Source organism: Rhodococcus sp. Ni2 (genome assembly GCF_021352185.1).
Taxonomy (GTDB): domain Bacteria; phylum Actinomycetota; class Actinomycetes; order Mycobacteriales; family Mycobacteriaceae; genus Rhodococcus_F; species Rhodococcus_F qingshengii.
The window spans coordinates 1,724,924-1,749,395 of record NZ_WOXZ01000001.1 but is presented as its reverse complement, the minus strand read 5'-3'; the positions used below and the strand labels follow the sequence as shown (position 1 = coordinate 1,749,395).

General features: G+C 61.3%; 24 protein-coding genes. 16 read left to right on the top strand and 8 right to left on the bottom strand.

The window, feature by feature from the left end; all coding sequences use genetic code 11:
* Positions 1 to 24: 24 nt before the first annotated feature.
* The 3 genes from GN300_RS08640 to GN300_RS29895 all read right to left on the bottom strand — a co-directional run bounded on the left by GN300_RS08640 (position 25) and on the right by GN300_RS29895 (position 2,730).
* Positions 25 to 390, bottom strand: coding sequence for an ANTAR domain-containing protein (locus GN300_RS08640; RefSeq protein ID WP_024487573.1), 366 nt, complete (start codon positions 388 to 390; stop codon positions 25 to 27).
* A gap of 336 nt (positions 391 to 726) precedes the next feature.
* Positions 727 to 1,593, bottom strand: a complete 867-nt coding sequence (locus GN300_RS08635; RefSeq protein ID WP_223304468.1) for a S9 family peptidase — start codon at positions 1,591 to 1,593, stop codon at positions 727 to 729.
* 90 nt (positions 1,594 to 1,683) lie between these two features.
* Positions 1,684 to 2,730 carry a LacI family DNA-binding transcriptional regulator gene (locus GN300_RS29895; RefSeq protein WP_063315523.1) on the bottom strand — a complete coding sequence of 349 codons (1,047 nt, stop codon included), beginning with the start codon at positions 2,728 to 2,730 and terminating at the stop codon, positions 1,684 to 1,686.
* 249 nt (positions 2,731 to 2,979) lie between these two features.
* Here GN300_RS29895 and GN300_RS08625 point away from each other — a divergent pair, with 249 nt between their 5' ends.
* From GN300_RS08625 to GN300_RS29685, 5 genes are all read left to right on the top strand, one after another.
* The gene (locus GN300_RS08625) at positions 2,980 to 4,434 is read left to right on the top strand and encodes an APC family permease (RefSeq protein ID WP_063316010.1); all 1,455 of its coding nucleotides are present in this window, start codon (positions 2,980 to 2,982) and stop codon (positions 4,432 to 4,434) included.
* Positions 4,431 to 6,035, top strand: coding sequence for a N,N-dimethylformamidase beta subunit family domain-containing protein (locus GN300_RS08620; protein ID WP_042921484.1), 1,605 nt, complete (start codon positions 4,431 to 4,433; stop codon positions 6,033 to 6,035). The genes GN300_RS08625 and GN300_RS08620 overlap by 4 nt, the downstream gene beginning before the upstream one ends.
* A 1-nt stretch (position 6,036) precedes the next feature.
* Positions 6,037 to 6,399 (top strand): cupin domain-containing protein, encoded by a 363-nt coding sequence (locus GN300_RS08615; protein WP_063315524.1) that lies wholly within the window; start codon positions 6,037 to 6,039, stop codon positions 6,397 to 6,399.
* Positions 6,396 to 7,841: an aminobutyraldehyde dehydrogenase gene (locus GN300_RS08610; protein WP_063315525.1), complete on the top strand. Its 1,446-nt coding sequence runs from the start codon at positions 6,396 to 6,398 to the stop codon at positions 7,839 to 7,841. The genes GN300_RS08615 and GN300_RS08610 overlap by 4 nt, the downstream gene beginning before the upstream one ends.
* A gap of 227 nt (positions 7,842 to 8,068) precedes the next feature.
* Positions 8,069 to 8,203, top strand: coding sequence for a hypothetical protein (locus GN300_RS29685; RefSeq protein ID WP_003942853.1), 135 nt, complete (start codon positions 8,069 to 8,071; stop codon positions 8,201 to 8,203).
* A 14-nt stretch (positions 8,204 to 8,217) separates the two neighbouring features.
* On the opposite strand, the gene GN300_RS08605 is transcribed toward GN300_RS29685, so the two are convergent.
* Positions 8,218 to 8,871, bottom strand: a complete 654-nt coding sequence (locus GN300_RS08605) for a nucleoside/nucleotide kinase family protein (protein WP_063315526.1) — start codon at positions 8,869 to 8,871, stop codon at positions 8,218 to 8,220.
* A gap of 124 nt (positions 8,872 to 8,995) precedes the next feature.
* On the opposite strand from GN300_RS08605, the gene GN300_RS08600 reads away from it, so the two are divergent.
* The 6 genes from GN300_RS08600 (at position 8,996) to GN300_RS08575 (ending at position 15,055) form a co-directional block, all read left to right on the top strand.
* Complete coding sequence (locus tag GN300_RS08600; protein WP_063316011.1) at positions 8,996 to 9,589, top strand: TetR/AcrR family transcriptional regulator; 594 nt, start codon at positions 8,996 to 8,998, stop codon at positions 9,587 to 9,589.
* Between the two features lie 45 nt (positions 9,590 to 9,634).
* Positions 9,635 to 10,513: a crotonase/enoyl-CoA hydratase family protein gene (locus tag GN300_RS08595; protein ID WP_223304467.1), complete on the top strand. Its 879-nt coding sequence runs from the start codon at positions 9,635 to 9,637 to the stop codon at positions 10,511 to 10,513.
* Positions 10,514 to 10,527: 14 nt separating this feature from the next.
* Positions 10,528 to 10,863, top strand: coding sequence for an AMP-binding protein (locus GN300_RS08590; RefSeq protein WP_233405596.1), 336 nt, complete (start codon positions 10,528 to 10,530; stop codon positions 10,861 to 10,863).
* Positions 10,815 to 12,170 (top strand): AMP-binding protein, encoded by a 1,356-nt coding sequence (locus tag GN300_RS08585; RefSeq protein ID WP_233405595.1) that lies wholly within the window; start codon positions 10,815 to 10,817, stop codon positions 12,168 to 12,170. Before GN300_RS08590 ends, GN300_RS08585 begins: the two co-directional genes overlap by 49 nt.
* A gap of 82 nt (positions 12,171 to 12,252) precedes the next feature.
* The gene (locus tag GN300_RS08580) at positions 12,253 to 13,806 is read left to right on the top strand and encodes an acetyl-CoA hydrolase/transferase family protein (protein ID WP_063315527.1); all 1,554 of its coding nucleotides are present in this window, start codon (positions 12,253 to 12,255) and stop codon (positions 13,804 to 13,806) included.
* A gap of 37 nt (positions 13,807 to 13,843) precedes the next feature.
* Entirely contained in the window at positions 13,844 to 15,055 is a 1,212-nt protein-coding gene (locus GN300_RS08575; RefSeq protein ID WP_042921490.1) for a CdaR family transcriptional regulator, read from the top strand.
* Here the strand turns inward: GN300_RS08575 and GN300_RS08570 are convergent, their stop codons facing one another.
* Entirely contained in the window at positions 15,056 to 15,883 is an 828-nt protein-coding gene (locus tag GN300_RS08570; RefSeq protein WP_003942902.1) for an SDR family oxidoreductase, read from the bottom strand. It lies immediately after the preceding gene.
* Between the two features lie 164 nt (positions 15,884 to 16,047).
* Between GN300_RS08570 and GN300_RS08565 the strand changes: the two genes are divergently transcribed.
* Complete coding sequence (locus GN300_RS08565; RefSeq protein WP_042451555.1) at positions 16,048 to 17,280, top strand: CdaR family transcriptional regulator; 1,233 nt, start codon at positions 16,048 to 16,050, stop codon at positions 17,278 to 17,280.
* A 4-nt stretch (positions 17,281 to 17,284) separates the two neighbouring features.
* Here the strand turns inward: GN300_RS08565 and GN300_RS08560 are convergent, their stop codons facing one another.
* Positions 17,285 to 17,632 carry a hypothetical protein gene (locus tag GN300_RS08560; RefSeq protein ID WP_003943172.1) on the bottom strand — a complete coding sequence of 116 codons (348 nt, stop codon included), beginning with the start codon at positions 17,630 to 17,632 and terminating at the stop codon, positions 17,285 to 17,287.
* A 225-nt stretch (positions 17,633 to 17,857) separates the two neighbouring features.
* On the opposite strand from GN300_RS08560, the gene GN300_RS08555 reads away from it, so the two are divergent.
* A complete protein-coding gene (locus tag GN300_RS08555) occupies positions 17,858 to 18,943 on the top strand; it encodes a TerC family protein (RefSeq protein WP_003942925.1) in 1,086 nt (361 codons plus the stop codon).
* Positions 18,944 to 19,004: 61 nt separating this feature from the next.
* Here GN300_RS08555 and GN300_RS08550 read toward each other — a convergent pair whose 3' ends face one another.
* Positions 19,005 to 20,051, bottom strand: coding sequence for an NADP-dependent oxidoreductase (locus tag GN300_RS08550; RefSeq protein WP_030536117.1), 1,047 nt, complete (start codon positions 20,049 to 20,051; stop codon positions 19,005 to 19,007).
* 383 nt (positions 20,052 to 20,434) lie between these two features.
* Here GN300_RS08550 and GN300_RS08545 point away from each other — a divergent pair, with 383 nt between their 5' ends.
* Entirely contained in the window at positions 20,435 to 21,700 is a 1,266-nt protein-coding gene (locus GN300_RS08545; protein WP_042451552.1) for a cytochrome P450, read from the top strand.
* A gap of 138 nt (positions 21,701 to 21,838) precedes the next feature.
* Positions 21,839 to 22,420 (top strand): PadR family transcriptional regulator, encoded by a 582-nt coding sequence (locus GN300_RS08540; RefSeq protein WP_050656919.1) that lies wholly within the window; start codon positions 21,839 to 21,841, stop codon positions 22,418 to 22,420.
* A gap of 121 nt (positions 22,421 to 22,541) precedes the next feature.
* On the opposite strand, the gene GN300_RS08535 is transcribed toward GN300_RS08540, so the two are convergent.
* The gene (locus GN300_RS08535; RefSeq protein ID WP_007730520.1) at positions 22,542 to 23,264 is read right to left on the bottom strand and encodes an IclR family transcriptional regulator; all 723 of its coding nucleotides are present in this window, start codon (positions 23,262 to 23,264) and stop codon (positions 22,542 to 22,544) included.
* Positions 23,265 to 23,544: 280 nt separating this feature from the next.
* Between GN300_RS08535 and GN300_RS08530 the strand changes: the two genes are divergently transcribed.
* The gene (locus tag GN300_RS08530; RefSeq protein ID WP_007730522.1) at positions 23,545 to 24,471 is read left to right on the top strand and encodes an alpha/beta hydrolase; all 927 of its coding nucleotides are present in this window, start codon (positions 23,545 to 23,547) and stop codon (positions 24,469 to 24,471) included.
* Position 24,472 lies beyond the last annotated feature (1 nt).

Sequence of the window (24,472 nt, the reverse complement as noted above, 5' to 3'; positions counted from 1 at the left end):
AGGTCAGTTGTCGTTCAGCGACTGTTACGCGCCGACGAGATGGCGGTGAAAGTGATCGCTGCGTCGGTGGGCCTGGCTGAGATTCCTGATCTCGCGAAGCCAGAAGTGAGACGCCAGCGCGTTGTTGCTTCCGTAGCCGGTGCCGGAAGTGTCCTCGTCGATCAAGGCGACAAGCGCCTTGATCAGGCTGGTGACCTTGAGGTTGTTGGTCTGAGAATGTCGTACCAGCAGGTCGGCGGCTTCGTCTGTGCTGCAGCGGTAGAGCGTGCAGACAATTTCGAGAGCCCGTTCGCGGAGACGGCCCGAAGTAGTCGGGATCCGTAGTCCGTTTGTCGGGACACTGTTCGTCTGGTTGTTCGTGTCGTCGGGGTGAATCATGGTGTTGTACAAGGTATTCCTTTGAACCACATGGGTTTTGGGCCCGTGCGGTGTGTAGCGCATGTTGATACTGGTGCAGTCGGTACGCGATTGGCGGCGGACTCCGTCGGAGCCTTCGGCCTGGTCAACAATCTGCGGGACTGATGAAAGTGCGTAGTGATCAAAGGCGCGGATTTGCACCGAACTGGAAGTCTGCCCCTGGAACGAATACTGGAACTGTTGTTCCGGGCGAAGCGACCGGCTGCCTGACTGACGGCTGCCCTCTGATAACCCCACCGTACGTCATCGATCGAGTTTCAGCTAATTCTATTTCGAGCGGCTGAGAGCACTGTGGCCCGTATTACCTGCTCAAGAGGCGTTTACGTGGCCGATTATTGCTTGCTTGGTGATAGCCCAGGCGTCGGTCGTCGGGTTGCCGAACTCGCCGTGGCCGACGCCGGGAAGTTCGATCAGATCGACCACATCGCCTGCTGCTCGGGCGGCACGGGCATAGCGCCGACTCTGTTCGACCGACACGACCTTGTCTCCGAGTCCGTGGATCACCGTGACGGGGAGGCCGGTGGGGAGGTGCTCGATCGGTGATGCGATGCGGTAGCGATCGGGATGATCGGTAGGCATGCCGCCCAGAAGATTTCGAACAAATCGATCTTTGCCCGCGGTTGCGGCGAGCGTCATGTCGAAGACGCCGGCCATGATCGTCGTCGAGCGAACCGGCACCGAGAGGTTTGGTTCCGGGGCGTCTGCACCCTGTTGGGATCGCGATGCGACCCAGGCGGCAAGTTGTCCACCCGCGGAGTAGCCGGCGATGTGTACACGGCTCAAATCCAGTCGCCCGGAGGCCTTTTCCTGAACGATGCCGGCCAGGGCGTTGGTGGCCGTAACGGTATCGGAGAGCGTGGTCGGCCAACCACCCTGACCGCCGACGCGTCTGTATTCGATGTTCCAGACCGCAATTCCGTACGGGGTCAAGGTTTTTGCCCACGCGCCCGCGTACTCGAGATTGCTCTTCTGGGCCCATCCGCCGCCGTGGACGAGTACGACGACCGGCAGGTCGCCGTCCGATCCTTCTGGAAGATACAGATCGCCGAAAGTGTCTGCGGCCGCGGCGTAGGCGATGCGGACCGGAGCGACATCGCGGTCGAGGCCGGTCGCACTGCTGACAGATGTGAGGAGGGCGAGTGCACAGACGAGCACTACGGCGAGATACCCGGCCAAGCGGTCGCGGGAGCGGTGCGCGATGACCTGATTCCTCTCGGCAGGCGACGGACGATAATTCGGAAATCAGTCTATCGGTGCCAGGTGAATTTATGGTGTGAGCGAATGGGCCGTGCTCGCGCGCACGCGGAGTTCGCTACGCGTATAGCTCTGAACTGGGGGTTCGTCACCGTTGACCAGGGCCAACAGTGCATGCACGGCCGCTGCCGCCTGTTCTTGGGGGAAGAAGTCGAAGGCAGTGATCGGGGGCTGGGAAACCAGCAGGGCAGGTTCGTCGCTGTCCTGTGCAATCAAGACGTCACCCGGAATCGACAGCCCGAGATCGAGGGCCGCTCGCGCCGCTGCCGGGGCGCAACCGAGAATCAACGACAGGATCGCGTCAGGCGCAGTCGGGGAGTCGAGGGCCTCGCGGGTGGCCGCATACGCGGCGCCGATGAGGCCTCCGACGGTGCTGGCGCCCGCAAACGACGTCAAATCCTCGCTGGTGCGTGGTGCCACTCCCCGGGCGCGGCACCATTCGAAGTAAGCGAAAGTCGTTGCGCGGGTCCACTCCGAATGATCTCCGGCGGTCAGGACGAAAATGTCCCTTGCGCCACGTTCGGCGAGGTGGTTCAGAAGGGTTTCCGTGGTGGAGGCGAGGTCCGGTGAAGCGGAGTATCCGAACTGCCCGGAGTGTCCAGGACCCACTGCGACAGAGGGGATTCCGATCTTCTGCAGAACCTCGACGCGTGGGTCGTCGACCATCGGGTCGACGACCAGTACGCCGTCCATCTCGATGCGCCGCAGTCCGTTCGGATCTTTCATCGACGGCAGTAGTAGGAGTGAGTGATCGGCGTGGAATGCGGCCTGGGTCGCGGCGGTCGCCACGCGCCCGTACCAGTCGAAATTGAGGTACTCGGCCGATGACAGTTGGTCGGGAGCGGGGAGCATCAGTCCGAGGGTGGCAGTCCGACCCGACCTGAGATTCTGGGCCGACCGATTGGCACGGTATCCAAGGCGGTCGGCAACCTCTTGAACCCGAGCGCGAGTGGCCGCGTCGACCCGGCCCTTGCCGTTGAGTGCATAGGAGACGGTGGACACCGCGACGCCGGCGGCGTTGGCGACATCACGAAGCGTCGGCGAAACAGGGGTAGCCACTGCGGATCGTTTCTACTCGTTGGTCGGTTTGTCTCCAGCCTATCGATGAATCGTTTCGGCATGTTGCGTGCACCGGTGCAGGGGCACCTCAAAGCAAACCGTCGAATCGTTTCAGCGCAGGTATTGACACTGATGAAACGATTCGGCACTCTTTTAGGAACACCGGGCGAACGTCGAGAGAAATTCGGGCGAACCTCGGGAAACCTGACCAGGCAGGCGCATACTTGCCTTAACTCGCGGAGCCTTCCCATGACCGAAAAAACCGACCCTCCCGGTGCAGGAACGCATTCTGAATCCGGTGCTCCCACGTCATCCTCGGGCCTGCGCGCCGGAACTATCAACAGCCGTCATCTGGTCTTCTTCGTCATCGCCGCAGCGGCGCCACTGACGATCCTGGTGGGATTCGCGCCACTGGGCCTGATGGTTTCCGGCGCTGCGCTTCCGGTGGGGTACGTCGTTCCCGGGATCGTCTATCTACTGTTCGCCGTCGGCTTCACGGCGATGAGCAGGCATATCCGCGGCGCGGGCGCGTTCTACGCCTACATCACCGAAGGGCTCGGAAAAACAGTCGGCGCAGGCGCCTCTGTGCTGGCTTACATCGGCTATCTCGGTGGCCAGATCGGATTCGTCGTCGCTTGCGGCATCTTTCTCTCGTCGACGATCGAGTTGTTCTTGGGAGTAACCGTTTCCGTCTACACCTGCGCATTGGCGGTCGCAGTTCTGGTCGTGGTGGTGGGATATCGCAGGGTCGATATCGGCGCGAAGGTGCTGGCCGTTTTGATGGCGCTCGAGCTCGGCGTCCTCGCAGTCTTCTGTGTGGCGGTTCTGTTGAAAGGCGGCCACGAAGGACTGTCGCTCGACAGTTTTTCGCCGTCGACCTTCATGACAGCCGGACTGGCGAGCGTCTTCGTGTTGACCTTCACCTCCTTCGTCGGTTTCGAGCAAACGGCGATCTACAGCGAGGAAGTTGTCGATTCCAAACGCACAGTGTCGCGTGCGACCTACACAGCAGTCACTGTTCTGGCTGTGGTCTACGCATTCTGTGCTTGGGTGATCGTGCAGGCCGTCGGCCCGAGTCGGATGGGCGACCTACTCGGCGGTGACCCGTCCGAGCTGATCTTCGATCTCAACAATGAATTTGCCGGCTCCATGATGACCGACATGATGCATCTGTTGATCGTCACGAGCTTCTTCGCGGGTTGCCTTGCCCTCCACAATGCTTGCAGTCGCTATCTGCTCACCATGGGGCGCGCGAGAGTCTTTCCTGCCGCGCTGGCACGGGTTTCGCCGACCACTGGAACGCCGAGCGTCGCCGGAATCACACAAGGCGCACTGGTATTCGCGGCAATCGCCGGCTTTGCGCTGACGCCCGCAGACCCGTACACCCAAGTAGTCGTGTGGACGAATACACCAACGATCATCGGTGTGCTGGTGTTGCAGGTTCTCACTTCCGTCGCCGTGCTCAGGTTCTTCTCGCAGGATTCTCGCGGTGAAGGTCTGTGGCAGAGGTTGATTGCACCCTCGCTCGCTGCAGTGGCGTTGATCGTCGCGCTCGGATACCTCTTGATGAACATGAGAGACCTGACCGGGTTGACCACCGCGCAAAACTTCTTGTTGGCAGCGCCATTGCTGTTGGCTTTCGCATTCGGCGTGGTCCGCGGGATGCGCGTACGTGAACACTCGGTCGAGGAGTTGTCGGCATGAGCGAATACGCATGGTCGGTCCCCGGAGGGTTGGTCGAACGTCCCGGAATTGTTCCGGGCGCTCCAGAGATATGGGTCTATGCGGACAGGTTCTCGTACTTCGGTGGTGACACCGTCTCGATCCGAGTGCATACCACCGCAGAAGAATACGACCTCGAAATTGTTCGAGACGGCGCCCGGCCGCAACAGGTCGCGCAATACGTCGGTCTGCCGGGCAAGCAGCAGCAGACGCCTGCCGACGCGTACGCAGTGGGCTGCGACTGGGCGGAATCCCTTGCCGTCGAGATAGATCCGAAATGGACGTCCGGCATGTACTTGGTTCTGGTCCGGATGCTCCACGAAGGGGTGACTATTGAGCGGGAGGGCTTCTTCGTCGTCAAGGCGCGCGAACCCGAGCATGCCGACTTCGTACTCATTCACACCACCAGCACGATGTTGGCCTACAACGACTGGGGTGGGGCAAACCACTACCGAGGTGTTCCGGACGGCTCCGGCGATGTGCCGACACCGATTTCCTCGACGCAGCGTCCCGTCGCGCGGGGGATGTTGCGCAAACCCGAGGGTGCAGCACGCAACATCCACACCGACACACCGGGAATCGGATGGATTCCCCGTCACCCGCCGTACGAATGGGCGTGGGTGAACGGCTACTCGCGTCACCATGCGGACGCCTTCTGGGCCACTTACGAGAGACCGTTCACGGTCTGGGCGGAAGAGCAGGGGTTCCGCGTCCACCACGTGACACAACACGATCTGCATAACGATCCGTCGGCGCTGCAGGGATATTCATGCGCAGTTGTCGTCGGTCACGACGAGTACTGGTCCTGGGAGATGCGTGACCGCATAGATGATTTCGTCGAAGAGGGTGGTGGTCTGGCGCGATTCGGCGGGAACTTCCTGTGGCAGGTACGCCTCGAAAACGACGCACAAGTCTGTTACAAGAATCCGTTCGACGATCCGATGCGAGAAGTCGACCCGACCCGGGTGACGACGGCGTGGGATTCGCCCGAGGTTGCCCGACCGGGAGCGTGGACGATGGGATTGACCGGCATGGCCGGTGTCTACAATCGTTACGGTGCAACAACTCCCAGGTCTTCGGGCGGTTTCACGGTATACCGGCCGGATCATTGGGCGTTGAACGGAACCGACCTGTACTACGGAGACAACTTCGGGATCGCCCCGATCTGTGTTGCCGGATTCGAGATGGACGGCGTGGATTTCACGTTCCGGAAGGGCCAGCCGTATGCGACCGGCGTCGACGGCGCTCCCGAGGATCTGGAGATCATCGCGATGGCGCCGGCAGTTTCGGGTTCGCGGGACAAATGGAACGGGAAAGTTCCGATCGGTGCGCCTTTCGCCGAAGTGCAGGGAATCATCGAATGCTTCTATGGCAGTGAGCCTCCAGATCACCTTCGTGATCTCGAATACGGATCGGGAATGGTCGCCTGTCACAAGCGAGGTCTCGGCTCCGTGTTCAACGCAGGTTCCACCGAATGGGTGAACGGGTTGATCCATCACGATCCGTTCACCGAACGAATAACTGCAAACGTACTGAATCTGTTTGCTGCACGAATTTCCAGCTCCAACACGAAGGAAAAATGACATGAGTGTCAACGACATTCGAATGTTCGGGCCAGGGCAGGGGACGCGGTTCATCCCGGAGTGGGGTGACGACGCGAGCCCGAACTGGTCGGAATCCGAATGGAGGTCATTCGGAGATCCGAACGGGGCATACTTCGGCGGTGGTTGGGAAGGCGAGCCCGGCACGCTCTTGTGCGACCCGTATCCGTACGACGAGGTCTGCATCATGATCAGCGGCCGGGTGGCGCTGATCGACCTCGATGGAAACCGTCGCGAATTCTCTTCTGGGGAAGCATTTTTCGTGCCGCAGTCGTTTCGCGGTACCTGGGAGACGGTTGAGCCGTCGAAGAAGTTCTTCGTCGCGCTCCCCGGATCGCGCTCATGACGGTGGAAACTTCGATGACTGTCGCAGCGTTTGGTCACGTGGTCAACGGAACGTGCGAGAGCCCGGCAGGTAGACTTTCCGTGCTGGTCGATCCGGTGACCGACAATGTATACGCCCGTGCTGCCGTCGGTTCCGCCGATGACGTCGACCGAGCCTGCCGTTCGTCCGAGAAGGCTGCGCGGTCCTGGCGCCGGTCCACCCCTGCGCGCCGTCAGGAGTTGCTGCTGGCCCTCGCGGACGCGCTGGAAGCAAACGCGAAATATTTCCTCGAGGTCGACGGCCGCAGTACCGGCAAGCCTCTCAGGCAGGTGCGAGACGACGAGATCCCGCAGTGTGTTGACTTTCTGCGGTACTTCGCGGGTATTGCCCGCTCTCTGCCGGGCGTTGCCGCAATGGAGTATACGGAGGGTGCTACGTCTTATGTCAGACGTGAACCCATTGGCGTGATCGGTGCGATCGCTCCTTGGAACTACCCGTTGATGATGGCGATCTGGAAGATCGCGCCGGCACTCGCGACGGGAAACACCCTCGTGCTCAAGCCGGCCGAGGAGACGCCGGAAACTGCGGTGATGCTGGGAGTGCTTGCAGCGCAGATCTATCCGCCCGGGGTGTTGAACGTAGTGTGCGGCGATCGCGATACCGGAGCCGCGCTCGTCGCTCATCCGGTTCCTCGGATGATTGCGCTGACGGGATCGACGAGAGCGGGGATTTCGGTCGCAAAGGCCGCATCGGAAGACGTCAAGCTGTTGCATCTCGAACTCGGAGGCAAGGCACCCGCCGTTGTTTTCGCCGACGCGGACCTCGACGGCGCAGTCGCGGGGATTGTTGCCGGGGCCTTTTACAACAGCGGTCAAGATTGCACCGCTGCGACGAGGATTCTCGTTCAAGAGGAGGTTGCGGAGGAGTTCACCGAGAAGTTGACGGCTGCGGCCGCGGACTTGAGGTTGGGCGGACCGGAATCGGGTGATTGTCTCGGCCCCCTGGTCAGCCGCGCTCACCGTGATCGAGTGGCGGAGTTGGTAGAGAGACGCTCAGCAAATACGAACGTATGTATTGGCGGGGGAAAGCCAGCTGGACCAGGGTTTTTCTATCTGCCGACTGTTATTTCCGGGGTGCAGCAGGAAGATGAGCTGGTCCAGGAAGAGATATTCGGGCCGGTTGTCACCGTACAGACGTTCTCCACCGAGGCTGAAGCGATCGAACTTGCGAACGGGACCAAGTACGCTCTCGCGTCGAGCGTGTGGACGTCCGACCACGGCACCGCGATGAGGATGACGGCTGAACTGGACTTCGGCTGCGTCTGGGTGGGAGCCCACGGAATGCTCGCCGCTGAGATGCCTCACGGTGGCTTCGCTGGGTCGGGTTACGGCAAGGATCTGTCGGAGCTCGCACTGGCGGAGTACACGAGGGCCAAGCACGTCATGCATGTGACGAGCGTCTGACTCCTCGGCAATATCCAACGACGGCCATCTGCCCGCGCTGCGGGCAGGTGGCCGTCGTCGTGCCTCGGTGGACCTGCAAGATGCTGTTTGAATATGTTGCAGTGCAACATATTTGGAGAGAATTTTCGTTGATCCGGGTCGCGAATGCCGGTAAAGTGACGTGTGCAACATTGCGCACTTCGGCGCACATTCAACCCCACTTTCAATTCTGACTCCAGGAGACTGCCATGGGTTCATCCGACACCGATCTCAAAGCGCTCGACAGCGTTATCACCGTCGCCGGTGCATTGGCGGCGATATTCGGCGGAATCGCCGGAGTTGCCGGGCTGGCCACTTTTCTCGGAACCGGCGGCGGTTCTTAGGTTTTCAGCTGACATCAGTGAGGCTCGGACCGTTCGATTCTGACGATCAGATCCGCGCGTGGCCTGACTGCGCTGATCAACTCGGCGTTCGGCTGATCTACCCGTTTCACCCACTCTGCAGCCGCTTCGGAACTCTTTCCGAAGCGGCTGTGGCGTTTCACCAAGCGCTTCGTCCGAGTTTCCTCCGGAACGTCGAGATACCAGACCTCGTCGAGTGCTGCTCGCACTTCCTGCCATCCACCACTGGGTAGGAGGAGATAGTTCCCCTCGGTGACTATCAGCGGTGTACATGGGTCGACAGCCGTTGTGCTGCCTATTGATTCGTCGAACTCGCGATCGAAGGCCGGAGCATAGACCGTCGAGTTCGAGGCTCGGAGTCGGCGTAGTAGAGCCGCGTAGCCGTCGACGTCGAAGGTGTCCGGTGCGCCTTTGCGTTCATGCCTGCCGAGTCGGTCGAGTTCCCGATTGGCAAGATGAAAACCGTCCATCTCGACGATGGAGCAACGAGAACCCAATTTCCGCACAATTGCCTGTGACGCCGTCGATTTTCCGGCTCCCGGTGCGCCCGTGATGCCGAGGATTCTCCGACCGTCGTCGGTGATCAGGGAAGCAGCGCGTGAAGCAAGTTGGTCGAGCGTCAGCGAGACGGTCGGCGGTGAGGTCGTCACGTGTTGCTCCGATCAGTCCGAAGGGCCGGTGCATCGAGAGTACGCCGGAGGCTTTCGGCCATTGACAGTCTGAATGGACTGTGAAACTGTGAGCCATGCCACTCGAGAAGTTGGAGGTGAGACCGTGACCCTGCGCGATGCGCAGCGCGAAGCGACGCGCCACCGGATTCTCGATGCGGCAACGGATTTACTGATAGCGGACGGTTATTCATCTCTGACGGCGCAGTCGGTGCAAACCGCTGCCGGAGTCAGTCGGGGCGCTCTGCTGCACCACTTTCCGAACATGCAGGAGCTCACTGCGGCGTTGGTGTCGAACATCGTCGTACGGAACGAGGTGGCGGTAAGAGCTGCCATGTCTCGGCAGGATTCGTCGGTTGACACGATCGAGAACTCGATCTCCGCTCTGTATTCGGCGTTGACTCAGCCGCCATTTCAAGCGGAACTCGAACTGTGGTCCGCAGCGCGGACGGATCCGGTGTTGGCCGAGGTGCTCCGGGAATCGGAGCGAATCGCCGGACGGGATCTGCGGCGAGTTGTCCACGACGCTTTCGGTCCCGAAATTGTTGCTTCCGAGAACTATTCGCAGATTGCAGATCTGACGGTGCTGATGCTCCGTGGTTTGGCGCTGTCCCGGGCAGTGCAGAAGAGCGACGCGTCTGCGCGTCGTTCGATCAGTCAATGGGCAGGCATCGTTCGCCTGCTCCTCACCCAGAACTAGCGTAACTCGTTCCGAGCGAGGCGCGCTCTGTCGACAGGACCGATGATGACGGATTTTGCGACCCTGAAGTACGAGACGTCCGGCGGTAAAGCGTATATCACGCTCAACCGCCCCGATCGGCTCAACGCGATCGACGACCGGATGCCGTCTGACATTCGAAACGCGGTGGCAGCAGCCAATGACGACGACGAGGTCCGTGTGATCGTCTTGCAAGGTGCGGGCAAGGCATTTTGTGCCGGGTACGACCTCAAGAAGTTTGCCGAAGGTGACCTTGACGGAAAGTGGAACCAGGGCCCGGTCTGGGACCCCATCAAGGACTTTCGCGGGATGAAGCAGAACACCGACGACTTCTTCACGCTCTGGCGATCGCTCAAGCCGACGATCTGCAAGGTTCAGGGATATGCGATTGCCGGTGGAAGTGACATCGCGCTGTCCTGCGACATGCTGATCATGGCCGACGACGCTCGCATCGGATACCCGCCTGCGCGTGTGTGGGGTTGCCCGACGACGGCGATGTGGGTGTACCGGCTCGGCGCCCAGCGTGCCAAGCGAATGCTGTTGACGGGAGACACCATTGACGGTGTCACTGCGGCTGACTGGGGATTGGCGCTCGAAGCGGTGCCGGCCGACGAATTGGACTCGGCGGTGGAAGCGTTGGCGGATCGCATCGCCGGTGTTCCGCTCAATCAGTTGGCCATGCAGAAGATGATGATCAACCAGGCGTACGACAACATGGGATTGCAAGGCACCCAGGTACTGGCAACCCTGTTCGACGGAATTACGCGTCACTCCCCGGAGGGGCGCTGGTTCAAGGATTTTGCCGAGCGCGACGGATTCCATGCCGCGGTTCAGTACCGCGATTCCGGACGCAAGATTCCAGACGGAGGCGGGCCGCTCCCCGCGTCCGACACCCCTCCTCGATAGAAAGTGGATGTGAGATGAGCAGTGTTCTCGAAACGTCGTACTTCCCCGCTGACGTGTCTGACCCGATAGAGGAGCAAACGGTGGGTGGGCTGCTGCGAGAGTGCGCCGCGGACTCGCCGAATCTGATTGCAATCAGAGAAGTGGTTCCGACGCAATCGCATTCGCTTTCCGGGGCGGCTGAAACCGATCGCACGTGGACCTTCGCGGAGCTTCTCGACGAAGCAGAGGGGTGTGCGCACTACCTCTTGTCTCAATTCGACTGCGGAGATCGGATCACTGTCTGGGCTCCGAACGTTCCGGAATGGATGATTCTGCAAACGGCGCCGCGCTCGCCGGGATGGTTCTGGTGACCGCCAATCCTGCGTTGGGTGCGGAGGAGCTGGCGTACGTCTTGTCGCAGTCCCAGTCTCGGGGGCTCTTCCACACCGGAAAGTTTCGCGGTGGCGATATGGCAGCGGTTGCATCCGAGGCGATTTCGATTTCGGGAGAAGAAGTTCTCGCAGTCAACTTCGAGGAGTGGGATCGCCAGGTTCGAGGTTGGGCGGGCGAACGGGGCGCTCTGCCGGAAGTCTCGCCTGACGACAATGCGCAGATCCAGTACACGTCGGGAACCACCGGAGTTCCCAAAGGTGCTCTGTTGCATCACCGCGGATTGGTCAACAATGCCGATTTTGTGAGTCGGAGAGGCCGATTCCCTGAGCGGGGTTCGGTTGTGTCGGCCATGCCGCTGTTCCACACCGCCGGGTGCGGCATCCTGGTTCTCGGCGCCGCGCAGCGAAGAATGTCCATCGGCCTGATCCAGTACTTCGATCCGACTGCGGTTCTCGATGCGGCGGAACGCTTTCACGCTGACGTGGTCAGTGGAGTGCCGACGATGCTGATCGCGATGATCAACGACGCCAGCTTCGCGAGCCGCGACTTCTCGGCCTGTTCGGTGGTCGTATCCGGCGGGTCGTCGGTCCCGCCCGAACTCGTCAGCACGGTGGAGTCGGCCTTCGGGGCGGGGTTCAGCATCGTCTACGGACAAACCGAGGCCAGCCCCGTCATCACACAGACCAGCCCGGCCGACACCCCCGAGGACAAGTCGGAGACGGTCGGACTCGCGTTGCCGCAGGTCGAGGTGAAGATCTCCGACGTCGTGACCGGGGGCAGCGTGCCGCTCGGCGAACAAGGCGAGATCTGTGCGCGCGGGTACCTCGTCATGACCGAGTACTTCCGTAATCCGGAGGCTTCGGCCGACACCGTGGACAAGGACGGTTGGTTGCATACCGGCGATTTGGGGACGATGGACGAACGTGGATACGTCCGGGTTACCGGCCGCCTCAAGGACATGATCATCCGCGGCGGTGAGAACATCTATCCGCGTGAGGTCGAGTCCGTGATCTTCACACATCCGAAGATTCTCGACGTGGCGGTCGTGGGTGTGCCCGACGAGGTGTGGGGTGAGCGAGTTGTCGCCGTTATCCGCTGGAAGGACGAGTCCGACCAACCTACCGCCGCCGAGCTGGTCGAGTTCTGCACCGAGCGACTGGCGCGCCACAAGGCGCCCAAGGAGTGGTTCAGCGCGGAGGCGTTCCCACTGACAGGGTCGGGCAAGATCCAGAAATATCGAATTGCGAGCCTGGTCGGCGAAGGCGTGTACGGCGTCGTCAACTGATCGGTGCTCATAGCACGTCGGAGCGATTCTGTCTGGGTTATCCCCGTAAATCGCTTCGACGTGCCCTGTTTATCCTGGTGCCGTGAGTTCAACCTTCGGTGAGACCGGACACAACGCCACCTCCAACCGCATTCGCGCCACAGCGTTTGCGTCTAAGGTGATGTCCGCGTCCGACGCCGTGAAGTTCATCAACCCGGGCGACACCGTCGCGATCAGCGGTTTCGCGAGCGCCGGTACACCCAAGGTTGTCATTCCGGCCCTGGCCGAGCGTATTCACCGGACCCGCGGCAACGGATCGAACTTCACGATCAATCTCCTGACCGGCGCTTCTGTGTCCATCGAGACCGAAAGGCTGCTCGCGGAGGTCGACGGAATCGCGCTGCGCATGCCGTATCAGTCCGAGGCCACCGCACGTCGCCGGATCAACGACGGTCGTATGGACTACGTGGACATCCATCTCTCCCACGTGGCTCAGCAGGTGTGGGAGGGCTACTACGGCAACGTAGACGTCGCGGTGGTCGAGGTCGCCGGTATCACCGAATCAGGGGAGTTGATTCCCTCCGCGTCGATTGGCAACAACAAGACCTGGCTGGACGTCGCCGACAGGGTCATCCTCGAAGTCAACTCGTGGGTGCCCGAGGCGATGGAAGGTATTCACGACGTCTATTACGGCACCGCGCTGCCGCCGCATCGCAAGCCGCTCGAGATCATTCGTGTCGAGGACCGGATCGGCCAGACCACGTTCCGAGTGGATCCCACGAAGGTTGTGGCCGTTGTCGAGACCAACTGCCGTGACAGCGCGAGCCCTCTCACTGCACCCGACGCCGTCAGTGAGGCGATCGCCGGCCACGTCCTGGAATTCTTCGACTTCGAGGTGCGCGCCGGACGGATGCCGGCCGATACGTTGCTTCCGCTGCAGGCGGGCATCGGCAATGTCGCCAACGCGGTGCTTGGAGGGCTCGATCGGGGGCCGTATCGCGGCCTGACCTGCTACTCCGAGGTCATCCAGGACGGGATGCTGAAGCTGATCAAGGACGGAACCGTCGCGCATGCGTCGTCGACGGCTTTGGCGCTCACCGAAGAGGGCATCGAAGAACTGACCGCGAACATCGACTTCTACCGCCACCACATCACGCTCCGTCCGCAGGAGATCAGCAACCACCCGGAGGTGGTGCGCAGGCTCGGAATCATCGCCATGAACGGCATGCTCGAGGCCGACATCTACGGCAACGTGAACTCGACGCACGTCATGGGGACGAAGATCATGAACGGAATCGGCGGCTCGGGGGACTTCGCCCGCAACGGCTACGTGTCCATGTTCCTGAGCCCGTCGACGGCCCGCGGCGGTGAGATCTCGGCGATCGTGCCGATGGTTCCGCACGTCGACCACACCGAGCACGACACTCAGGTGTTGGTGACCGAGCAGGGGTTGGCGGATCTGCGCGGTCTGTCGCCGCGGCGACGCGCGCGCCTGATCGTCGACAAGTGTGCTCACCCGGAGTTCCGGCCACTGCTCCACGATTACATCGCTCGCGCCGACGCTCAACCGGGTGCGGGGCAGACGCCGCACATCCTGGGCGAGGCATTCTCGTTCCATCAGCGGTACATCGACACGGGTTCGATGCGCCTTTCGTGAAGCCAGGCAATGCTGCCGGCAGTGAGAGAATGCGAGGGTGAGCCGAACCGGGGTACCTGACGACGCCATACGCCGGGTTGCCGCGGCGGGGGCCGATGACGCCGGTGGCCTACCCGTCGAACTGCTGGGTGATTTCCTGGACGTGCTCAGTGTCGCCGTATGCGAGGGGAAGCCGCTGCAGCGTCGTCAGCTGCACCGCTTCCGCGCTCGCGGGGAAGAAGCAGCGCAGCAGGGTGTCGCCCTGCGAGCCCTGCTCGATCTGTATCTCTCCTCGGCCTGGCGTCTGTGGCGTGAACTGCCTGCTGTTATTGCGGCACAATCGGATCCGAACGCCGTCGTCGCGGCCGGCGAAGTGATGCTGCGTGCCGTCGACGATGCCGTCGCCGAACTGGCCGAAGGGTTTCAGTTGGCCAGACGTTCTCTGGTCCGCTCGCAGGTATCGGCACGCCGCGAGTTCGTCGACGACTTGTTGACCGGCGGCGCTGACGTCGTCGGATTGTTGGATCGCGCTTCAGGATTCGGTCTCCACCTCAGTGGTCCGCATGCCGTGGCGGTAGTGACCGCCGCCCGTGAGTTCACCGACGACAACCCTTTGGTGCGCGCCGTCGAACGTGCCGTTCTGGGTAGCAAGGGTGACGCCGATGCGTTGGTCGCCAGCAAGAGCGGCAAACTGGTGGTCGTTTTCGCGGCGCCGGATCGCGATGCCGTCGACCACGTGCTGGCAGGGATTCGGTCGGCTCTCGGGCCGGGGACCGATGACGACGGGCGAGTGCAGTTGCAGCGGCGTCCTTTGGACGGCACGTGGCAGATCGCTGTCGGGCGCCCTCGAACCACCGCTTCGGGCGTGGTGGCGTCGTACCGGGAGGCGCTGGACGCACTGGACCTGGCGCAGCGCCTGTCGTTGACCGCACCGATCATCGATGCTCGTGACCTGCTGGTCTACCGGGTTCTGGTCAACGACAGACCGGCGGTCACCGACCTGATCCACACCCTTCTCACACCGCTGCTCGAGGCGCGTGGTGGCGCTGGACCGATGATCGACACACTGCTCGCGTACTTTTCCGCCGGCGGCAATACGGCTAAAACCGCCCGAGACCTGCATTTGTCCGTCCGCGCCGTGACGTACCGGTTGGACCGCATCCGTGAACTCACCGGTCAGAACGTCAACGATCCCAACGACAGCTTCGCGCTCCACGCTGCCGTACTGGGTGCGAAGCTGCTCGACTGGCCGGCCACCGAGCTGACCTGATCAGCTTGCGCGGGCGCGTTCTTCGTAGGCAGCACGTGCCGCGGTGTCGACGTCGCCGAGAAACTGCGTCTCGACGCCGAACAGTCGGCTCAATGCCTCGTACGGCCGCCGGGGGAAGAAGCCCTGTGCCTGCACGAGCAGCCCGGACACCCGCGTAATGCGTACGCGTGGGCGCGGTTTGGTGATCAAGCCGACGACGGCTTCGGCGATTTCCTCCGGCTGAACCTCTCGGAATCCCTTCATTCCCGAAGTGCCCGAGGTGAGTTGGGTGTTGGTGAGCGTCGGCAGCACGGACGAGATGTGAACTCCGGTGCCACGAACTTCCTTGCGGACAGAATCGGTGAAGCCCAACACCGCATGCTTGGCGCCGCAGTACGTCGACAAACCGGGGCACGGGAGTTCGCCTGCAAGCGAAGCGATGTTGATGACGTGTCCACGTCCGCGCGGAAGCATCCGTCGCAATGCGAGCTTGGTTCCCGTGATCACGCCGAGGACGTCGATCTCGATGATGCGTCTGGTCACGGAGTCGTCCTCGTCGACGATCCGTCCGACCGGCATGATGCCCGCATTGTTGACCAGCACGTCGATCGGGCCGAGTTCACCTTCGACGGTGTCGAGGAAGTCGAAGAACGAGGCGGGGTCGGTGACGTCGAGGCGCCCGAACGTGCGGATGCCCAAATCCTTGGCTGCTCGCGCGAGAGTGGCTTCGTCGATGTCGCCGATCGCGACGGTCGCACCCAGGCTGATCAGCCGCTTCGCGGTGGCGTATCCGATGCCCCGGGCGCCGCCGGTGATGACCACTACCTGACCGTCGAAAGGTTTGTTCATTTACTCCAGCGTCTCCAAAGATAGGGGTTGGTTGCAGTGAGATGAATCTGCAGTGAGATGTGATTGTGGACCAGTCGAAACCGGGTTGCTAGGGCTTCTTGGCCGAAGTGAGACGATAGATTTGTGACTAAGTCACAATCAGGGTGACAAGTCGGGGAGGCGCCATGGACACATCGGAGTTGGACGGCTGGATTGCAAATCTCGCGCCCATCTATCTCCAGCCGGAGGTGATCGACGGTTTCGTTCAACGCATCGACGACGCCATTGCGGTGGCCAATCCTGAAGTGGCGGGTGATCGGGAGCTACGACGCGATGTGGATGCGAGCACTGCGGCGCAGCTTCGCGTCATCGTGGCCGCGATCGCGGGCGGTTCCCAGGAGGTCACGCCGCCGCCGGAGTCGGTTGCGCTTGCACTCACCGTCGCCAGGCGCGGTATGGATCTTCGAGTCCTGCTCAAGATCTACGGTGCCGGACGCCTCGCGATGCTGGGCTTCGTCGACGAGTCGATAGAAGCACTCCCGATCGGTCCGGAACTCAAGCGCGCACTTCTGGTCCGAGTGTGGGGTTCGGCGATGAGATGGCTGGAAGTGACCACCGAATTGTTGGTGGCAACGTATGCGAAGGAGCGTGAGAGCTTGGCGCGCGGCGCTTTTGCGCGTCGGTCCGAGACGGTGCACGCGATTGTCGCAGGCGAAGCACTTCACTCCGATGAGGTGTCGCAGATTCTCGACTACCCGATGCGGCGCCACCACACTGCGTTTGTTCTCTGGACGGACGACACCGATCCGGCCGCCGACGTATTGGCCCGATTGGACTCGTATGCGCGTTCCTTTGTGGACGAGTCGAATGCCGAGCGCGTGCTGACGCTGCCTTCGGGGGCGCGCGAGGTGTGGTCGTGGGTCGCGCATTTCGACGACCATGAGTGGGCGGCGCTCGATCGTGCTCGGAATTCGGACCTCCGTGTCGCGGTGGGGGCCAGCGGTTACGGAATGGAAGGATTCGCGCGCAGTCACCGCGAGGCTCTCGCCGCGCAGCGCATCGCGGTCCGTTCGACGGGTTCACCGGGGGTCACCGTCTACGAAGATGTTCAGGTTCCCTGTCTGCTCACCGAAGATCTGGACGAACTGCGTGCGTTGGTGGCACGGGAATTGAAAGGCCTCGCCGGCGCGGACGGTGTCACGACGCGTATCCGTGACACCGTTCGGGTCTATTACGAGAACAATTGCACTGCAGCCGCTACCGCCGTGGCGCTCGGTCTGCACAAGAACACCGTGCGGTATCGACTCGATCAGGCCGAAAAGCTGTTAGACCGCAGCGTGGACCAGCGTCGGCTGCCAACAGAGTTGGCGCTCATCGCGCTGGAGAGCTACGGAGCCGCCCTCCTGGCGAACCCGTGACTCGCTACTGCATGTCGTCGAGCCCGGGGAGCGAATAGCCGGAGCTGTCATCCCAATCGGCGGGGGTGTCGTCGAGTGAAACGTCCCAGTCTGCGTCGGGCACCGCTCGCCGGAGTTCGGTCAGAGCGTTGAACCAGTAGACGAGCGAAGGGATTACCTCGGTCGGGTCGCTCGAGATCTTTGTCGAACCGTTGAGCAGAGTGTTGGGGATATCCGACGGATAGAGGTCCAGGACCTCGTAGTCGAACGGAAATTCGTCGTTGTGGACGGCGATGAGTCGGTCGACTTCGGCCTTCTCGTCGTCGGTCAGCGGTGTGGTGCGGACGGCGGAGTAGTACAACGAGGTGCTCATGCTTGCCAGGCTAGAACAAGATGCCGTCCAGCGGCGGTTTCGGACGCAACACCCTCAGATTGCATGGTTTCGGCAACTTCAGGTGTGAAGGTCGTCGATATTTCGACCGGGATGGATAGAAGTCGGCAAGGAACACTGGAGAAGACGGCGAGACGGCCGTCCGAACCCAGTGAAGGAGCTCCCCGTGACCGCAGTCATCAGTGCCATTCGGGTAGGTGGTCAGCGATGAACGTTCCCATGTGGGCGTGGGCCGCGTTCGCCGCAGTCATCGTCGTCATGTTGCTCATCGACCTGCTCGCCCACCGCGGCGCGCACGTCATCGGCTTCAAGGAAGCGGCCTGGTGGAGTGCACTCTGGGTCGGTTTGTCTCTCGTATTCGCGGTGGTCGTCACCCTGACCTTGGGGGTGAACTCGGGCGTCGAGTTCACCACGGCCTGGCTGTTGGAGAAGAGCCTCTCCGTCGACAACCTCTTCGTGTTCGCCCTGATCTTCGGTTACTTCAAGGTGCCCCGTGAATACCAGCACCGCGTGTTGTTCTTCGGTGTCATCGGCGCCCTGATCTTCCGCGGTATCTTCCTCGCCGCCGGCGTTGCCGTGGTCAGCAAGTTCACGGCCGTTCTGTTCGTCTTCGCCGCCATCCTGCTCTACAGCGCCTACAAGCTGCTCAAGGACGACGACGAGAACTTCGATCCGGGAACCTCGCTGGCGGTTCGCTTGCTGCGCAAGATCATGCCGGTCCGTGAGGAATACGCAGGAACCAAGTTCTTCGTCAAGGAAGCCGGAAAGCGCGTCGCAACACCACTGTTCGCCGTCGTCGTCGCCATCGAAGCTGCCGACCTCGTGTTCGCAGTCGACAGCGTCCCGGCAGTGCTGGCAGTGAGTGACGATCCATTCATCGTCTACTCCAGCAACGCGTTTGCGATCTTGGGTCTGCGTGCCCTGTACTTCCTGCTCTCGGGCCTGCTCGAGAAGTTCCACTACCTGTCCAAGGGTCTGTCGATCATCCTCGCCTTCATCGGCGTGAAGCTGATCATGCAGGCCAGCCACAAGGTGATCAGCACGTCGATCCCCGAGATTCCCTCACTGGTCAGCCTCGCGGTGATCATCGTGGTGTTGGCAGGCTCGATCATCCTGAGTCTCAAGAAGCCGCTACCGGAAGAGCCTGAGGCCGAAGAGGTTGCGACCGGTGATGCACCGATCGACCTCGAGAAGTCAGGTGCTGACGGCAGCATCGAGAAATCCGGCGTCCAGCTCGCAACCGGCGAGCGCGACGACGATGACGACAAGGTAGATGCTCGGCCCAGAGGCTGACGCCTGATCGGCTGAACGAATCGAAAAGGGAGACCACACAACGACGTGTGGTCTCCCTTTGTCAAATCATCACCAACTGCTTCCCCCGGTTGTGGCCCGAAAGCTGCCCGATCAAGGCCGCTGGGGCATTTTCGATGCCCTCGGTGACATCGTTGCGGTAGCGCAGTCCACCTTCGGCGATTCGAGCGGACGCCCACGCCCGGTACTCCGGGTACCGGTCGTAGTGGTCGTAGCAGACGAACCCTTCGATGCGTAGACGTTTGCGTAGTACAGGGCGTAGGGGAGGCCCGACTTCGCTTTCATCCTGGTTGTATTCGCTGATCATTCCGCACACGACGACCCTTCCGAAATCGGCCATGCGATCGAAAACCGCTCGCGTGATCGAGCCTCCGACGTTGTCGAAATAGACGTCGACGCCCTTCGGACACAATTCGTCCAACTGCTCGCCGATGTTCGCCGTCTTCCTATCTATGCAGGCGTCGAACCCCAATTCCTCCACAACGTATTCGGTCTTCTCACCCCCGGCGATTCCGATCACCCGGGCGCCCGCCAGCTTCGCGATTTGGCCTGCAACCATGCCGACTGCTCCGCCGGCCGCCGAAACCACGACTGTGTCTCGCTCTCGGACGTCGGCGACCAACCGCATTCCGCAGTGTGCGACAAATCCTGGCTGTCCTAGAATTCCGAGTTCATCTCCTAGGGAAGCTCGATTCTCCCTCGGTATGCGGTCCAGGGCAGCGCCTTTGATTGTGTGATAAACCTGCCAGTGCGTGCCGCCTCGAACCAAATCACCTGCCGCAAAGTCAGGATGCCGCGAAGAAATCACTTCGCCGACTGCGATGCCGTCCAAACCGGAGTGCGCAGGCACCACGCCAGCCAAGACGACGTCGCCGATACCGGCAACAGCTCCCAACGGCCCGGGGGCAGAGCTGGTGGACGGTAGGCGTCTTCGTATCGCCGGATCGATCGAAAGATAGTGGGCGCGGAACAGAACTTCGCCGTCCGCGGGCGGCCGGATCGGAACCTCGTCGATCCGAAAATCTTCTACGACAGGCAAGCCGCGGGGAGCTCGAACGACTCGCACAGCGCGGTTCACATATTCGGTCATGCGCAATTTCCAATCTGCTTCGACACCGGTTCGCATCACTTCTCGGGACGATTGCCCGGAATTGATCTCGCCGCCTTACTGATTCACGGCGAAGACGTCTGGGAATTCTGTCCTCGAGCAGCAACGAGCGCACCTTCCCGCCCGCTCAGTGAGAATGTGGCAACCCGACGTCCGGAGCGCGACTTCATTTCCCATACAGCGGGCGGTTTGTTGGTTGCCTCGTAGTCCGACTGTGAAGCTCTGCGCAGTTCAGTTCAGTTCAGTTCAGTTCAGCGCAGCGCTGACGCTCGTCACCAGTGGTATTCGGCTGTGGATTTTTACGAGGGCGTCAATGATCTGCCAGATCTTGTGTGAGTGATTTTGTCGAGGACGAGAGGTTGACTATGACTTCGCCGGTGGGTTCGGAGCGTGCGGTTCATGACACAACGGATTGGCTCAGAACGGGATTGGTCGATCCAACGGAGCCAGGCTTCCTGTCCGATCCGTACGCGCGGTACGCGATTGCGCGAGAAGTTGCTCCGGTACAACAGCATTCGAATGGCGTATACATGCTTTTCGCCTACGACGACGTGAAACGCGCACTGGCGGACAAGTCGCTGAGTTCGTCGGAACAGTATGCACTCGAGGCACCGCGCAATATGCGGATCAAGGCGGCCGGTGGTAGCGACGCCTACTTGTTGCGCCCATCGTTGTCGAAGCTGGATCCACCGGACCATCTGGCATTGCGCAAGCTACTGGCGCGCCCGTTCACGCCCAGGGCAATCAAGCGTTACGACGCGCGGGCGAAGGAAATCGTCGACGAGTTGCTTGCCGATCATGGACGGGGCTCCGAGATCGAGCTGGTGACGGAAGTTGCTCATCCGCTACCGATTCGCCTTGTCTGCGAAATTTTCGGTATCCCCGTACCTGCCGACACCGATACGATGTTCGAGTGGACCCGTAAGGGACTCAACCTACTCGATCCGTTTCTGACTGCCGAGCAGACCAGCGACTACATTTCCGCTCAGCGTGATTTCTCGGCACACCTTCAGGACGTTATCGCTTGGAAGCGCAACAATCTTGGCGACGACATCCTGTCGGACTTCATCTCCGCCGGCGACGAAGGCGAGATAATCGGGCCGGATCAAGTTGCCGCTACCGTGCAGACTTTGGTCATCGCCGGACTGGACACCACAGTCAATCAGGTCGGTCTCACCATGAATGCACTTATGGGCCATCGTGATCAGTGGGAACGACTCGTCGACGACAGGGCACTGCTCGATCACGCGGTAGAAGAAGTCCTGCGCTATGAGCCGACGGCGCAGTTGATGATTCGCATTGCTCCCGAGGATTACGCGGTGGGAGATGCGGTGATTCCGGCCGGAAATCACATTGTGACGTGGCTGGCGTCGGCAAACCGCGATGAAACTCGATTCGGTCCGAACGCGGACAGATTGGACTGGTCGAGGTCAAATGTCCGGGACCACATCACGTTCGGTCACGGTGCGCACGCTTGCCTCGGTGCGTGGTTGGCCCGGCTGGAGATCAAGACCATCCTGAATGCGTTGATCGACAAAGCGCCGAATACCGAGCTCGTCGACGGTGGAGTGACGTGGGGTGGCACGGCCTTTATCCGCGGTGTCTCCGAACTGCGATTGAACCTTTTCTGATTGCACGAATTCGTGAACAGACCACTCGGTGGGCAAGTCGGTGTCAGATGGTCGACGTCTTGTTAGTCTGGGCCGGTGCCTGATCCCGCAACTGCGTGTTACCCGGCATTGCCCGCGACAAGTTGGGCAGTGCTGGGAATGCTCACATTCGGAGAAGAACTCAGTGGCAGCGATCTGAAAAGCTGGGCCGACTGGAGCATCGGGTTCTATTACTGGAGCCCGTCGGTGAGCCAGGTCTATACCGAGCTCAAAAAGCTGGAAACGCTGGGATTCGTCAGTTCGCGGGAGGTTTCGGAATCAGGTGGGCGTCGTCGACGAGTGTTCACGATAACCGAATCCGGTATCGAGGCTCTCAGATCATGGTCACGCCGATCGGAGATCGAAACCCCCGTTCTCAAACATGGAGTGATGTTGAGACTGTGGGTCGGCCACCTCAACGACCCCGATCAGCTCAAGTCGATAGTGCTCGATCACATCGACAACCTCGAGGCAAAGAAGCTCAAGGCAATCGAACACGCCGATAACTCGGAGAATGAACCCGCCTGGGCATTTACCGAGATGAGTCTGCGATGGATAGGCCGCCATTTTCAGATGGAGATCGACCTCGCCGCTCAGTTGCTCGATGACATCGATGAGGCCGCCGCTCGATTCGCGCAAGGCGACGCCAACGCTCTCGGCTTGCCGCAGCCCGTCAATGCCGGTAGTTGGAAGTTGATCTGAGCGTGCGGAGGTACAACTCTCCAGATTCTGCCCCACGCCAATAGAATTGTGCTGTCGAGGTTTTCGTGCCCAGTCTTCGTGCTTAGTCTTCGTGCCTAGTCTTCGTGCCTAGTCTTCGTGCCTACTGAGCTCGCATGCTTTCGGTGGTCCGGACGCCCGCATTTCGCCACAGGGAAGCGGCTGTTTCCCGAAGAAGCCCGGTGAGAGGCGAGTTCCGCTCGTCGAGCGGCATTTGTCGGAGCGGTCCGCAGATCGACAGCGCGGAGGTCGCGACGCCGATCGGGCCGATCGGAGTGGCGATCGTGCCGAATCCGTCGATCGGCGTGTCACGGCCGTATCCCACGCCGGTTTTTCGGACCTCGTCGGCCGCCTCTCCTCGCTCGTTGTTGAAGGTGTGGAGGACCCTGCCGACGAGAGTTCCGTCTGCGCGCGTGCTGAAACCGATCCGATTCGGAATCATGCTGGCGAAACGACCTGCCATGTGGGCGCGGCACACCACATTTGAGCCGTCGAGAATCGTCATCTCGACGATCAGTCCGGTACGCCGGTGCAATTCGTACAGGTGCGGATGCGCAGCTGAGTGAAGTCTGTCCTGGTACACGGCCAACGAGCCGAGTTCCACGAGCCGCAACCCGAGCGTGTAATCGCGGCCGCTGCGGTGCAGCCACCGAAGTTGGACCAGATGGTCGAGTATGCGGTGGGCTGAAGACCTTGGAAGCCCGGTTCGTCGGACAATCTCGGCGAGGGTGAGACGATCTCGACCGCCGAACGCATCCAGTAGCAGAGAGACTCGGTCGAGGAAGGCGTTCGGCGTTGCGGGATCGACCTCGAGCTGGAGCGACATGTGTTCCCTCTGCTATCCCGTAGTCAAGTTGGACAACTGCCCTGGACAAGGCTATTTCGATTAGGAATGATGACATGTTTTTTCTGCTTTGTGAAGAAGGCCACCCTGTGGATCGGACGCCTCCGGTGCTCGTCGGCGGAAACGGACCACTGATCGGGAGAGCGGGTTCCTTGCTTGGTGGTGGGCGATCTACGTTGACGTGATCACACGCCAAGTGGACAAACGCGGATGCCGGCGCAGACGTAGCGCCACCCGCCGGGCTGAGAGACCAGGAGACGATATGACGATTCAAGCGGAAGTCACCACGATGCTCGCAACCCTCAACGCTGGATTCCCGGATGTCACCAGTGTCCCGCCGTCGGAGCTACGAACTCTGATTCGGAACCGACGTGCGCCGCTGACGGGTCTTCCCGACATGCTTTCAGTCGAGAATCACGTAATCGACGGTCCCGGTGGAGATCTGGCAATTCGCGTCTTTCGTCCGCATGGAACCTCGAACGACGTTCCTCTCGTGGTCTTCGCTCACGGGGGCGGTTTCGTGTTCTGCGATCTGGACAGTCACGACGAATTCTGTCGATCGATGGCGCAGGGAGTCGGCGCAGTAGTGGTTGCCGTCGACTATCGGTTGGCGCCGGAGCATCCGGCACCGGCAGCCCACGACGACGTCTACGCCGCGGTGGCGTGGGCCAGCGAGCATGCTGCCGAATACGGTTCCGACGCAGGTAAAATCGCACTTGTGGGCGACAGTGCGGGAGGGAACCTCGCGGCGACCGTGGCTATTGCCGCTCGGGATCGGGGTGGTCCGGAAATCGCCCTTCAGGTTCTCATCTACCCCGTGATCGACGACGACTTCGAAACCGAGTCGTATCGGCTCTACGGCACGGGTCACTACAACACCACCGCAGCGATGGAATGGTACTGGCAGCAGTACGCGCCTGAAGGTCGCGACGACGCCCGTGTGATTCCTACGCGTGCGGAGACGCTCGCCGGTCTTCCGTCTGCTGTCGTCGTGACAGCCGAACTCGATCCGCCGTGTTCGTCAGGTGACGCGTATGCGCAGATGCTCGCGACGGCTGGCGTTTCGGTGCGCCATCATCGCTTCGAAGGATTGTTCCACGGCTTCCTCACTATCCCGTCTTTGTCACTGACCGAGCCTGCGCGACAGAAGCTTTGGGCGATGACGCGCGAGGCGCTCGGTAGCGAGTAGG